Source organism: Psychrobacillus sp. FSL K6-4046, from assembly GCF_038624605.1.
Taxonomy (GTDB): domain Bacteria; phylum Bacillota; class Bacilli; order Bacillales_A; family Planococcaceae; genus Psychrobacillus.
This window is the reverse complement of sequence record NZ_CP152020.1, coordinates 435,407-449,402: the sequence shown is the minus strand read 5'-3', so window position 1 is coordinate 449,402 and position 13,996 is coordinate 435,407. Positions and strand designations below refer to the sequence as shown.

At 36.9% G+C, this 13,996-nt stretch carries 10 protein-coding genes; 2 read left to right on the top strand and 8 right to left on the bottom strand.

The genetic code is table 11. The features are described 5' to 3' along the window. Nucleotides 1-133: 133 nt before the first annotated feature. Entirely contained in the window at nt 134-1,783 is a 1,650-nt protein-coding gene (locus MKY09_RS02230) for a glycerol-3-phosphate dehydrogenase/oxidase (protein WP_342567462.1), read from the bottom strand. A 158-nt stretch (nt 1,784-1,941) separates the two neighbouring features. On the opposite strand from MKY09_RS02230, the gene MKY09_RS02225 reads away from it, so the two are divergent. Beyond that, on the top strand, nt 1,942-2,505 hold the full coding sequence (locus MKY09_RS02225; RefSeq protein WP_251553557.1) for a glycerol-3-phosphate responsive antiterminator: 564 nt from the start codon (nt 1,942-1,944) through the stop codon (nt 2,503-2,505). On the opposite strand, the gene MKY09_RS02220 is transcribed toward MKY09_RS02225, so the two are convergent. From MKY09_RS02220 to MKY09_RS02205, 4 genes are read right to left on the bottom strand one after another with little or no spacing between them, the layout of a single operon-like run. Then, entirely contained in the window at nt 2,500-3,282 is a 783-nt protein-coding gene (locus MKY09_RS02220; RefSeq protein WP_342567461.1) for an HAD-IIA family hydrolase, read from the bottom strand. The two genes, MKY09_RS02225 and MKY09_RS02220, sit on opposite strands and share 6 nt — an antisense overlap. A gap of 9 nt (nt 3,283-3,291) precedes the next feature. Next, nucleotides 3,292-4,995: an iron ABC transporter permease gene (locus MKY09_RS02215; RefSeq protein ID WP_251553559.1), complete on the bottom strand. Its 1,704-nt coding sequence runs from the start codon at nt 4,993-4,995 to the stop codon at nt 3,292-3,294. Then, the gene (locus tag MKY09_RS02210) at nt 4,992-6,122 is read right to left on the bottom strand and encodes an ABC transporter ATP-binding protein (RefSeq protein WP_251553560.1); all 1,131 of its coding nucleotides are present in this window, start codon (nt 6,120-6,122) and stop codon (nt 4,992-4,994) included. Before MKY09_RS02210 ends, MKY09_RS02215 begins: the two co-directional genes overlap by 4 nt. Before the next feature lie 16 nt (nt 6,123-6,138). Beyond that, nucleotides 6,139-7,164 carry an extracellular solute-binding protein gene (locus MKY09_RS02205; protein WP_251553627.1) on the bottom strand — a complete coding sequence of 342 codons (1,026 nt, stop codon included), beginning with the start codon at nt 7,162-7,164 and terminating at the stop codon, nt 6,139-6,141. A 396-nt stretch (nt 7,165-7,560) separates the two neighbouring features. Between MKY09_RS02205 and MKY09_RS02200 the strand changes: the two genes are divergently transcribed. Beyond that, nucleotides 7,561-10,851 carry a DUF6359 domain-containing protein gene (locus MKY09_RS02200; RefSeq protein ID WP_342567460.1) on the top strand — a complete coding sequence of 1,097 codons (3,291 nt, stop codon included), beginning with the start codon at nt 7,561-7,563 and terminating at the stop codon, nt 10,849-10,851. A gap of 56 nt (nt 10,852-10,907) precedes the next feature. Here MKY09_RS02200 and MKY09_RS02195 read toward each other — a convergent pair whose 3' ends face one another. The 3 genes from MKY09_RS02195 to MKY09_RS02185 all read right to left on the bottom strand — a co-directional run bounded on the left by MKY09_RS02195 (nt 10,908) and on the right by MKY09_RS02185 (nt 13,908). Beyond that, the gene (locus MKY09_RS02195; protein WP_169359071.1) at nt 10,908-11,759 is read right to left on the bottom strand and encodes an MBL fold metallo-hydrolase; all 852 of its coding nucleotides are present in this window, start codon (nt 11,757-11,759) and stop codon (nt 10,908-10,910) included. A gap of 292 nt (nt 11,760-12,051) precedes the next feature. Beyond that, nucleotides 12,052-12,966, bottom strand: coding sequence for an exonuclease domain-containing protein (locus MKY09_RS02190; RefSeq protein ID WP_342567459.1), 915 nt, complete (start codon nt 12,964-12,966; stop codon nt 12,052-12,054). Between the two features lie 93 nt (nt 12,967-13,059). After that, a complete protein-coding gene (locus MKY09_RS02185; RefSeq protein WP_169359073.1) occupies nt 13,060-13,908 on the bottom strand; it encodes a general stress protein in 849 nt (282 codons plus the stop codon). Between the last annotated feature and the right edge of the window lie 88 nt (nt 13,909-13,996).

Here is a 13,996-nt window from a genome sequence, read left to right as displayed (position 1 = left end):
TACAATCAATAAATGGAATCTGCTTTCATTCGTCTATAAAGCTCTATTTATATTAAAAAAATCGCATAAACAAAGTTGGAAAAAGGGTTTCAACCAAATTACTTAATCTATTTATGTTTTTAATAGTCATTTTCTAATTACTATAGTTGGTTGCTTGATGTAGTTTCAACTCCAGGTCAGCCCACATATACTCTTTTGTTTTTTCATCCCAATTGAATATTAAAGCCATATATTCAATAATCTCTAGCTTCCATTTTTGTACAGAAGAAACGTTAAATAAGATGCTTCCTGTCCTTCTTAATAAATAATCTACTGGAGTTATAACCATCTCATGCTCTATAGCATAATGAAGAGTTAGTTTAATAACCAATGGTAAATTTGTTTCTTTCAAAACCTTGTCTGCTAGTCGTAAAATTCCATCCGTGTTACTACCATACATTGCAGCCAGCTTAACTGCCTCTTTATTGGTTAAGCCAAGATCTACTAAGTCTTTTGCTTTCTTTGCTGTATAACTAGCATAGTCCATTAAATTATCAAATTCTCCGCCAGATAGTTTTAAATTCTTGGTAATAGAATGGCCAACTATAATATCTTCATTCTTCAAATCCTTACATAATATATCAGTAATAGTCTCGGCCATTTTTCGGTATCCAGTCAACTTTCCCCCTGCAATCGTTATAAGACCAGTTGCAGATGTCCAAATCTCATCCTTCCTTGAAATTTCAGAAGGCCCCTTTCCTTCCTCTCGAATCAATGGTCTAACTCCTGCCCAGCTAGACTCAATGTCATCTATCGTTACTTTTATATCAGGGAACATAAAATGAATACTTTGAATTAAATATTCTTGATCGCTCTTTTCAATACACGGATTAACTAAATCACCCTCAAAAATAGTATCTGTTGTCCCAACATACGTTTTACCATCTCTAGGAATAGCAAATACCATTCTTCCATCAGGTGTATCAAAGTAAACGGACTGTCTTAATGGAAATCGCTGCTGATCTATTACTATATGAATACCCTTTGTATGCAACAAACCTTTACCTGCTATTTTTTTATCTAAACTAATTACTTTTTCAACCCAAGGTCCTGATGCATTAACTATTTTTCTCCCGAAAATATTTATTTTAGTTTCTGAAAATTGATCTATCACAGTTATTCCACGAATCTTTCCATCATCCGTATAAATCATCTTCTCTGCTTTTACATAATTAAGTAAGTCTGCTCCTTTTTCAAATGCCTTTTTTGCAACTTCTATCGTAAGCCTTGCATCATCAGTTCTATATTCAACATAATACCCTCCACCTAATAAACTTTCTTGCTTAAGTAAGGGTTCTTTTTGAATAGTCTCATTCCTATTTAACATTTTTCTTCTTTCATGTCTTTTAACTCCTGCTAAAAAGTCATATACCAATAATCCGACAGAAGTCGAATATTTTCCAAATGTCCCTTTTTTATAGATAGGTAATAGCATCCACTCTGGATGAGTAACATGAGGGGCATTTAAATAAACAATTTCTCTTTCCTTACCAACATCAGCAACCATTTTTACTTCTAACTGTTTTAGGTATCGAAGACCGCCATGGACTAATTTGGTTGACCTACTGGAAGTTCCTGCAGCAAAATCCTGCATCTCTACTACTAATACCTTTAAACCCCTCGTGACACAATCTAAAGCTACTCCAGTTCCAGTAATGCCTCCGCCAATAACTATGACGTCATATGTAGTTCCCTCAAGGGTTGATAATAGTACGTTTCTTTCTTCATATGAAAATTTCTTCATTTTTATCTCCTTCACATTAAAAAGACCATTACAATAAACTTGCCCTAGGCAAGTATTGTAATGGTCTTCTCTGAATTCTCTGACCAATTTTATATTATTTAGAAAAATTTAAATATGATATAATCATAATAACCAAAAGATAGAAAAGGTGAGCACTTATGAGTTTAGTAGACATGGTAGAGTCCCAAATAATTGCTGCAGTGACTAATGAGCAGGATTTAAAGCAAGCAATTACCAGTAAGGCGAATATTGTCTTTCTTCTTACTGGAAATCTGATGACAGCAGGCGAACACATAAATAAAATAAAGCAGGCAAACAAATACGTTTTCATTCACTTAGATTTCATAGATGGCATTTCTAGCTCAAAAACGGCTTTAACCTTCGTAGCAGATCAATGGAAACCGACTGGTATTATTACTACAAAGAGCCATGTAGTAAAGTTGGCTAAAGAAGTAGGACTAATGACAATCCAACGTATTTTTTTGCTCGATCGTAATGCAGTTACTAAAGGAATAGAAATGGTTAATTCCTGTCGTCCAGATGCTGTAGAAGTGATGCCTGGTATTATGCCAAAGGTAATTGACCAGCTTTGTACAAGTCTTACTTTCCCTATAATAGCTGGTGGCCTTATAGATAACATTTCAGAGGTACATCAAGCCTTAGAAAATGGAGCTTTAGCAATTTCCGCTGGAGTACCGGAGATGTGGAATTTTAATTTATAAAGAAAGTATATTCCTTACACTCTCTAAAATATATTTAGGTTTATGTTCAGGATTTTCTAACATGGTTGGTGTTGTAATTCCTGTCATAACTAAAACAGATTGCATCCCAGCATCATTTCCCATTTTTATATCAGTTTCTAATCGATCACCAATCATAAAACAATTGCAAGCTTCCATCTGCAAAACGTTATTTAGTACATAATCTGCCATAAGTGCGGACGGTTTTCCCGTGATGATTTTGATCGGCTCTCCTGTTGCTCCTTCTAGAGCACCGATCATTGCTCCACAGTCAGGTATTTCCCCTCCACTAACGGGACAGGTTCGGTCAGGATTCGTAGCTATAATTTTTGCTCCATTTCTCCACGCTTGATATGCCTGGTTTAGCTTGTCGTAATTAAACTCCCTGTCCCATCCTAAAACGACATGGGAAGCTTTAGCGGAGAAATCCGCTAATTTTATGTTTCCTTCCCTAAGTTCTTCAAATAGTGGTGCTTCTCCAATTGCATATACCGAGTCTTCTGGTTTCATAACCTTTTTTAAATACAGAGCAGTAATATAATTTGAGTTAATAACTTCCTCTAATCTCACTTCAATGTCTAAAGCTTTTAACTTTTCTACATAATCTTTTCTACTTGCAATAGATTTGTTTGTAAGAAATACTACTTTGTCCCCTCTTTCCTTCAAACTTTTAATAGCCTCTGGGACTCCAGGGATTATCTCATTATCAATATAAATAGTTCCATCTAAATCAAAAATATATCCATTCAAATTTTTCACTCCAATAACCTATAACTGTTGTTTTCTTGATAAGAAGTTAGCTACACCTTGTAGTAGAAGCACAAGTACAATAAGAACAATCGACATCGCTGCAGCTGAGTAATACTCAGCACGAAGAATATTTTGGAATATAGCTAAGCTCATTGGTGCCCATTCAGGAGGAGCCAGTAGTATGGATACGCTCGCCTCTTTAATTACGGTTATAAATACTAAAACGGATCCAGCAGCTATTCCAGGGAGCATAAGCGGTCCAACTATAGTTATAGCAGCAGTTAAAGGTGTTGCTCCAAGATTGATAGCGGCCTCCTCAATGTCCTGCTTAATTGCTCTCATCGCTCCCATAGTAGACCTAACCATATAGGGCAGTCTTCGGATCGTATAGGCAATGATTAGTAGAACGGCAGTACCAGTTAACTGCAATGGAGCTGTGTTAAATGTTTGAATCAAAGCTATCCCAAATGCAATACCAGGGACAACTAAAGGTATTGATGCCATGAAATCTAACTTAGATGAATTCTGTCTTACTACAAAGTAAGATACAAAGGTTGCTATGATAACACTTAATACAAGTGCTCCGGTCGCTAGCATAATACTGTTTTGTATATTCCCCATAGAGGTTGAAAAAATTGTTTTATAGTGATTAAGGGTATAACCGTTAGGCAGTAAATCTTTTCCCCAAGTAGTAGCAACAGATTGTAATGCTACAGATAACATAGCGAAAAGAGGGATTAAAACTACTAAAAAAGAGTAACCCGACAGTAATCTTGTTAATAATTTATTTTCTATTAATTTTTGTTTTTTTGGTTTACCAGAAACAGAACCATAATTTCTACTTTTCGTAAATAGGTGTTGAAGCCAGAAAAAGAATGCTGCAACAATGACCATGACTACTGTTAAAATAGCAGCACCACCCCAGTTGAAGAAGCCGGCTATTTCTCGATAAGCCTCTACTACCAAAAGGTTTAACTCTTTCGGAGCTAGCACAATCGGGGTTCCAAAATCTGAAAAACTCACCGTAAAAATTAATAATGCACTAGAAATAATGCCTGGTAGTGCTAATGGGAAAGTTACAAAGACAAATGTGAACCAATTCTTTGCTCCTAAGTTTTGCGAAGCTTCTTCTAAACTAATGTCGCTTATTTTAAAAGCGGCAACTAATGGCCACAATGCGTAAGGGAAGAAGAAAAACACTTGTACCATGACTACTCCTGTCATAGAATACGGGTCGATTAACATTCCTTCTCCACCTAATAGGTTGTATATTTCAGTTACCCAACCCGCTCTGCCAAACATTATAATAAAAGCATAAGCAGATATAAAAGTAGGTACGATTAACGGAATTGTACATAATGCGGAAATTGTCTTTTTAAAGGGCATTTTAGTCCGTGCGATCCCATAGGCCATAGGAATGCAAAGGGTAATGACAATAACTGTTACTAAAAAACCTAAATATAAACTATTTTTTAAGGCATCTAAATACCCAGAGTTTGTAAAAATCTTTTTATAGTTCTCTAACGACGATCCTTTTAACTTTTCAATAGTTGAACTAAAAATTGAAGGGTCTGTTATAGAACCCAAAATATTTATTGGCTGTCCTGTGAAGCTTACAAGAAACACTGAAAATAATGGTAGTAGCATGAAAAGGCCAAAAAAAACGTATATAAATATTTTTACTACTGACAAGCCACTGAAATTTTTTAATGACTTCTTCATATCAATAGCACCCTTTCAAACTCTACTGTTAGCTTTACTTCTCTTCCTTCTTCGAATATATTAGCACCTGTAGAATAAGTTGTATCCACGATTAATTGATATTCTCCAACCTTGACATCGTAGCGAACAATCGACCCTAAATAAGTTGACATAATCACCTTTCCAACTACAACATTCGTTGTTGAAGAATCTACTAAACTATGAACAGGCTCTACCATTACGTGTTCCGGACGTATAATAATATCTACCTCTTCCTTAGCAGACTTATTGGAGGATTTCAATTGAAAACCATCTCCACTAACAATAAGCAAGCCATTTTCTTCCCCTATAACTTTCCCCTTTAATATATTGGAAGTACCAACAAAGTCAGCTATAAAAGGTGTAGATGGATTACTATATAAATCTGTTGGTGTTCCAATTTGCACGATTTCCCCTTTGTCCATCACTGCAATTCGATCGGCCATACTCATCGCCTCTTCTTGGTCGTGTGTAACAAAAATAGTTGTGATTCCTAAATCCTGTTGTATGGATCTAATCGTATTCCTCATCGAGTGACGTAGCTTTTGATCAAGATTTGAAAGTGGCTCATCCATCAATAACACGGCTGGCTCCATCACCAATGCCCTAGCCAGGGCAACCCTTTGCTGTTGCCCCCCAGAAAGCTCACTAGTTAGACGATTCGCATATTTATCTAACTCAACGTATTGTAGAATTTTCATCACTTTCTCATGTATTGCTTTTGGTGTCTTTCCTAATCTTTTATTCAATAACCGGGCGTAAATCCCTAACTGTTTAACAGGATTACTAGAGTTTAGCTCTTTAATATTTAAACTGTAGGCAACATTGTCAAATACATTCATATGAGGAAATAATGCATAGCTTTGAAAAACCATGCCACAATTCCGCTTATTTGCAGGAATGTTCTCTACTTCATTGTCCCCTATGTAAATTTTTCCTGAAGTAGGGCTTTCAAAACCGGCAATACATCTCATAGTGGTCGTTTTCCCACATCCCGAAGGACCAAGAAGAGCGAAAAACTCGCCCTCCTTGATTTCAAGGTTAATATCATGAAGTGCAGTAACGTCCCCAAATTTTTTCGTGATGTTACTAATTTTTACTGATCCCATTTATATTCACCCTTATTTATTGAAATTTATCTTTCCATTCGTTTCTTACTCTGTCGTAGTTTTCGTTAACCCAATCTATATCTAAATCTACCGCTACCTCTTTAACTTTTTCTAAATTCAATGGTGTTTTAGATTCTACATTCGGATTAATTGGGATATGATACCAGTCTGCCATAATTTGCTGAGCATCCTCTGATAACAAGAAGTCAATAAATTTCTTACCGCCTTCAGCATTGGGACCTCCTTCTATTAAGGAAGCTGGGTTTACAAGAACTGGTGTCTGATCAGGAACAATGAAGTCTACACTTTCTCCCTTACTTTTTTGTTCATAAGCCATAAAGTCAAAGCCAATACCAATATGAGCTTCTCCCATCGCTACCCCCTTAGTTGGGGCGGAACCAGAGTCTGGCATAGAGTTAGATTGCTTAACTAATTGCTCAAAGTACTTCCAAGCCTCATCCTCACCCTTTCTCATCATTTGGTCCATAACCATTAATGTTGCAGTCCCAGAAGCTGCTGGATTAGGAAATTGAATTTTTCCTTCCCACTTAGGATCTAACAGATCTTCCCACGTTTTTGGCGCTTCTTCCTCAGTTACTAACTCCGTATTATATGAAAACCCTAGAACGAAAATTTCGATTCCAACATACTTTCCATCTTCATGCTTCATCTTAATGCCATCTTCAACTATGTCCCAATCTGCTGCAAAATCTGGAATATATTCTGCCAAAATACCACGCTCTACAGCTGCTTCAAAAGGTAGTATTCCTCCTCCTCCATACCATACATCAGCTTTTGGATTATCTTTTTCTGCTAGCATTTGATTCACAAGAACGTTGGTGCCAGCGTATTGAACATCAACTTTATCACCGTGAACTTCTTCATATTTAGCTGCTAATTCTTTAGTAAAATCAGGTGTTTCAGGAGAATAAAGAGTTATTCGTCCTCCTCCACTTCCTCCTTCACTTGAATCGTCCCCTGCACAACCAGCTAAAATACTTCCCGCAAGCAACATACTTGCAACTAGCCCCGTCATTTTCATCACCTTAAATCCCCCTTTGTTGTGTTAATGGCAAAAAAATAAAGATGAACGCCAAATGTAAGCCTTTTCAAAAAGGCTTACATTTAGGCTTTCATCTCATCGTCTCTGCCTAGTTATTTAACTAATTTAAATTATACAATAAATTCTGATGATTACAACTATTAAAATTCGAAATAGATAAATATAGTACAATACTATTTAATTATTCCACGTGAGTTCTAAAGATTCTTTATTACCATTTAACAATAATCCTTTTATACCCCTTACTTTTCCTCAATCACTACTTCTCTCCTGTTTTTAATAAAAAAACTAAAAATTTATGGAAATTAAATAATTTTGCAATAATCCTCTGCTATACTCCTTTTGAACTTAAAATATTTTCCTAGGAGTGAATGTATGATAAAAAGAGTGAGCGATAAAAGTGCAGTTAGCAAGATATTCCTTTCGCTACTGTTAATTGTTTCCATGGTTATTCCTTTTCTCTCTGTATCCAAAGTCGAAGCTGCTGAACCTATTTCTGTAGCGGAAGCTATCTCTAATAACACTGGTAATGCAACTGTTCAAGGATATATAGTAGGTACCGCATCCTCTGGAAGTTCTTACGACCAAGAAGCTCCTTTTACTGTAGCAACCAATATTGGCTTAGCTGATTCTCCGGAAGAGACTGATCCAGCTAATATTCTCCCAGTACAACTTCCGACCGGTACTGTACGTTCTGGACTAAATTTAGTAGACAATCCAAGCTTGTTCCAAAGTGAAGTTACGGTAACAGGAACTTTGGCTGCCTATTTCTCAGTTCCTGGCATGAGAAGCGCAAGTGCCTATACTATAATTTCTGAAGGAGAGACCCCGCCGACTGACGTTGAAATAGTGGACAATATTGCAGAAGCGCGAGCTATTACAGACCAAAATAAAGTGATACGTGTGACTGGAACCGTGACAACTGGTCTTGGCTATTGGGGAGGTAAAGCTTTCTATATTCAAGATGAAACTGGTGGTCTCTATGCATATACTAGCTCTGCTGATTTAGAACCAGGGGATATCGTTGAATTAGAAGGAAAGGTTAGCCCATATAGTGGAGAGCTGCAAATTCAGCCTACTACTATAAAAAAGCTCTCTTCTGGTAACCCTTTACCGTCTGTTCAAGAAATAACACCTGCGGGAGTCAATGAACAGACACAAGGAGAAAGAATACTATTAAATAATGTAACGATTTCTAATTTAACAGCGGTTAATGATTTCGGAACTTTTGAATTCACTGCCACACACGAAAACGGTGAATCGATCATTATTCGCAATGATAATCGCAACGGTCTTGATTATGAAACCTTTACTAAGCAATATAAAAATGGTGATCTAATTAATGTATCAGGTATTGGATCCATTTTTAACACTACTTACCAAGTTAAAACACTTGGTTTAGAAAGCTTTGAGCAAGTAAACAAGCCTGCCGTGTATCCAAATATTTACCCCGGAACTGTCTCTGAAGGAACAGAAATTACATTAACAACTCCTTGGGATAATGCAAGTATTTATTACACACTAGATGGCTCTGCCCCAACGGTATTAAGTACAAAATATACCGAACCAATTACATTAACAAAAGATACAACGATTAAAGCAATCGCAATTGGAGACACTACCTCTGAAATTTTTACATTTACGTATAACGTTTTAAAAACACAGAACCTTTCTATTCGTGATATCCAAGGACAAGGTCACTTTTCTGATTATGAAGGTGCGACTGTACAAAATGTTACTGGTGTAGTAACACACTTGTATAATTCAGCTAATTTTGTTATTCAGGATATCAACCCAGATGATAACCACCATACATCTGAAGCAATTATTGTTAATAAAAGCTCTAATGGTTTAAAGGTTGGCGACTTAGTGACAGTTGCCGGGACAGTAGAGGAATGGTATTACGATGGCTATTCTGACATGAAAGCAAATGACCTACCAATCACTAGAATCAGAGCTACTGAAACACTTAAAACAGGAACTGCAGAGCTACCAGAACCATTAGTAATCGGAGAGGATATTCATCCTCCGACAGAGCTTATTGATAACGATGGTCTGACTTCCTTCGATCCTTTTGAGGATGGAATAGACTTTTGGGAATCCGTGGAGTTAATGCGCCTAGCTGTGCCAAATGCAAAAGTCGTTGGACCTCAAGATTATGGTGAAATTGTGGTCGTGGCTGGCAACTCGGTTAATACTACATTTAATGCTCTAGGTGGTATTAATATTTCTGCTGATGACTATAACCCTGAAAGAATTACAGTATTAATCGATAATGAGAACTATGATGCAAAATCTGGTGATTATTTTACAGAGGAGATTGTCGGAGTCATGGGCTTTGGTTTTGGAAACTTTAAGCTATGGACTGATGAGGAATCGCTCCCACCTATCACTCGTGTTGAAAAACCTATTACGATAACAGAAATCGTTCCAAGCGAAGAGAAGCTGACGGTCGCTGCTTATAATATAGAGAACTTCTCCGCTAACATCGAAAGCACACCAAACGAGAAGGTTGTAAAAATTGCACGATCATTTGTTGAAAATATGAAATCCCCAGATATTATTACATTAGTAGAAGTTCAAGATAACGACGGTCCTACTGACTCTGGAAATTCCGATGCTTCTGCGAGCTATGAGCGGTTAATTGCTGCCATTGTGGAGGAAGGCGGACCTGCGTATGCATGGACGGATATTGCACCTGAATATAATCGTGATGGTGGACAACCTGGGGGAAATATTCGAGTTGGCTACCTATACAACCCGGAAAGGGTAACACTTTCTGAGGGTACGAAAGGAAGTTCAACTGATTCGGTTGCTTGGGATGAGGGAGGAAATCTCACTTTAAATCCTGGACGTATTTTAGACTTACCTTTGGAAAATACCCGTAAGCCCCTTGCTGCACAATTTGAGTTCCAAGGTGAAAAAGTAGTTGTAATCGGTGCTCACTTAAATTCTAAGGGTGGAGATCAACCTTTATTCGGGAAAAACCAGCCACCTTTGTTAGGTTCAGAGGCTGAGCGAATCGAGATTGCGACTATGATTAACAATTTCGTAAAAGCAGGACAAGCAAAAGACCCTAACTTGAAGGTGATAGTGGCCGGAGATATGAATGACTTTGAATTTACTCCTGCATTAGCAGCTTTAAAGGGTGGAATATTAACTAATATGGTAGAGAAGGTTCCTGCAGGTGAACGATTCTCCTATTACTATCAAGGGAACAACCAAGTCTTAGACCATATTTTAATAACAAATAATTTAGTAGAAAAAACAGCAGTGGATATGATTCATATCAACGCTAACTATATGGATATTCATGGACGTGCTTCTGACCATGACCCAATTATTATTCAAGTTGACTTGAAGGAACAAGAGTCACCACCATCTCTGCCTAAAATCCTTAATCTAAAAGTGGATAAAAAGCATATTAAAATAGATGTTAATAAATCATCAACATTTAAGCTTACAGCTATGTTAAATAACAAAGGGAAGAAAAATTCTACTATTGATGTAACTGCAGATGCAGAATATAGTGGCTATGATAAAAATATCATTTCTGTAAATGAAGGAGTAATTACGGCTAAATCTGCCGGAAGCACTACCATTAAAGCTACTTATAGTAACAAATCTGTTACTATTAAAGTAACTGTACAAGCAGCAAAAAAGTGATACCCATTCACAAAAGAATCCTATCCCTTTTCAAAGGTGATAGGATTCTTTTATGTTTATTCATGGTCTAAAAATTTCCCGTGGCTTGGTTTGGCAATTCGTTTAAATTCACTAACTAATAAATGAAGATTGCTTTTAAGTATTTCACCGCGCATTGGAAGTCCGTGACCAGTTACCGCTATATCAGGCTTCAAGGAATCTAGAAGTTTTACGGAGTATTCTGCATCCTCCCAATTTGTTGTCAAATAACGAGGGGGTCCACTTATTTCTTGTTCTTGTGTAAACACCTTGTATAAATACTCTTGTTTGACCGTAACAAATGCATCACCGGCGATCAATAGTCCATCTTCTTTTCTAAATAGCGAAACATGCCCTGGGGAATGACCTGGAGTATGAAACCACTTAAAACCTGGCATAAAAGGAACAGAGCCATCCTCTGGTAAGATGTGTACATGATCTCCCAGGTCTATTGCTTTAACAGGAAACATCCCAGACATTTTGGAAACCATTCCTCCTTCTACGGAAGTATCCGGATCTGGGTAATCCTGCGCTCCCGTTAAAAAAGGAAGTTCCAGTGGATGAGCATATACAGGGACATTCCACTTTTCAACTAGCTCTTTAATAGCTCCTACATGATCAAAATGTCCATGTGTTAAGATGATCGCCCTTGGTTTTTTATTCTCACCAAAACGTTCCTCCACTATCTCTATAATCTTATCAGCAGACTTAGGCATTCCAGCGTCTACTAAAACGAAATCATCTGTACCTGGCTTCCCTACTAAACAAACGTTTACAATTTGAATGGTGTAACAAAAGACATCTGGTAGAATCTCTAAACCTACACCACTACCAACAGATGTCGTCGGTATATACTTATAATCGTCTCCGTAAGATATCGAATTGTCCATAATATTTAATCCCCTTCCATTATTATCTTAGTTTCTCTTCCCTCCTCAAATTTATACTTTATTATCGTTTACACTTTTACCGACCATTTTAAACCTTCTATCTCTTTATTTTGTATAAATACCATAAAGTCTCTGCAATAGTCTCGATATATAGCTTCTCTTCTTACATTAATATTTTCCTACGGGGAAACAATAATCCAACCTCTCTCCCAATGATTAAAGAATAATTTAGTGTACGTATAAAAAAACAAAGGATGGCTTTTATAATCATCCTTTGTTTTCATCATAATATTTAATGTTTAACTAACCTTAAAAAATCCTGCTCTCCAACTATTTCTAAAGGAATCCCCTTTTGGATTAAGTCCTCAGCTTTTTGCATTTTGGAGCTTTTTACACCCTCTACATACTTCATAAGCGCTTGATCTCCAACTACTAAAAAGTTTGTATCTATGTCTACGGCCCCTTTACAGGTAGCTCCACGGTCAGCAGCATATTTAGCTGCATTCGATCTTGTCATAGAATCCATTTTCCCTGTAAAAACAATATTTGCACCATAAAATGGATGACGAGTATTTTTCTCAATATTGTCTGGAACTATAAAAGGAAGGGCCATGTCTTCCTTGCTCTTTTTTACTCTGGAAGGGGCTTTCTTAGTATCAAGGGAACTATTAACTTTGATCTTGTGTAAAAGAGACATTTCTTTTAATGAGCTCGTTCTTGTTTTTTTCATTGCTTCGATTGTAATTAATGCTGCAGCTCTTGCATCCTCCAATGCATCATGATGTTTGAATTGGATACTTAAATAGTTGGCTATTGTGGATAGTTTATGGTTGTACAAATCCGGCCATATTTTTTTAGCAATTCTATAAGAACAAGCATATTGGAATTGAGGTTGTTCTTCGTAGCATCTATTAACCGATTCTTTTAGTACGCCAATATCGAAACTTGCATTATGGGCTATAATCGTTTGTTGATCTATATAAGGTTTTAGCTGCGGCCAAAACTCTTGAAATGTCGGTGCATCCTGAACCATGTAATCTGTAATTCCATGAATTTTTGTATTGTAATAATTAAACTCACTAAGTGGATTAATAAGCGTTTGAACTTCTTCTATTATTTCACCATTTCTTACTACTACAATTCCAACTGAACAAGCACTAGTTCGTAAACTATTGGCAGTTTCAAAATCTATTGCAACAAAATCCATGTTTACCACCTCTAATTTTTCGTATGCTACCATTATCTCATACTAGTAGCTTCAGACATAGAAAAACCCTCTAAATAGAGGGGATTTCAATGTTTAATATAATCTATTGACTGGTGAATGTTCATCTAGTTTTTTTTGACGTTCTAGTTTTTCTTCCTGTTGCTGTTGATTAACTCTTCGTTCTTCCTCATTCAGTTCCGCCTGATCGTCTCCAAAAGCTGCTGGACCTAAATTTGGATCTGAACCTGGAGACTGCGACCCATAAGATTTTTCTTCTACAGTTATACTCTCCTCAATGGTAGGACGCTTGTTCTGTACTAACTTGTCCTCTTGCATGGTATGTCCTACATGATTCTCATCTCTTACAAGCAATGGGTCTGTAGCAAAGGTTTCTCCTCTAACAAATTTATCCTGTGGCTCATCTAAACGGCCATCCGTTTCGTTCACCATATTATTTGTAGAGGGAGTAAAGCCACTTTCCTTAGCATAATCTGAGATTGGTGCTTCTCCTTCTGTAAATCGATTTTGCACTACATCTGTTCCTACTGTATCTGTATAATCAGTGGTTGCAGCTGCCTCATCATTCGCGCTAGCTCCTAGGGAATCCCCTTCAGGCACAGCGTCTGTATATAATACAATACTTCCTGAAGCTACCTCTTTTGCATATTGTTCTGCTTCCTCTTCAGTTAAGTCTAGCTTTTTTAGTCCCTCTACAATTGCAGATTCTCCTGTAAACCACGATTTAAATTTGTCTATGAATGTGCCAGCTTCGTGCGTGGTTACATCCGAATAGCGATTTAACGCATTCAAGTGAGTACTCTCTGATGAAATTACATGAATATCACTCTCTTCATATCCCTGTTTTTGCAGATGTTCTAATTTTTCGTACATATCTTCCTCAGTCCGAGCAATTTCAATCTTTCTGTTTGAATTTAAGTTCATGTGTATTCCTCCTGTTTTTTTAGTTTTTATTTAATGTGTTATTGCTTGAATACCCACGTTACAAACTTTCTAACCTCCCCCTCTATTT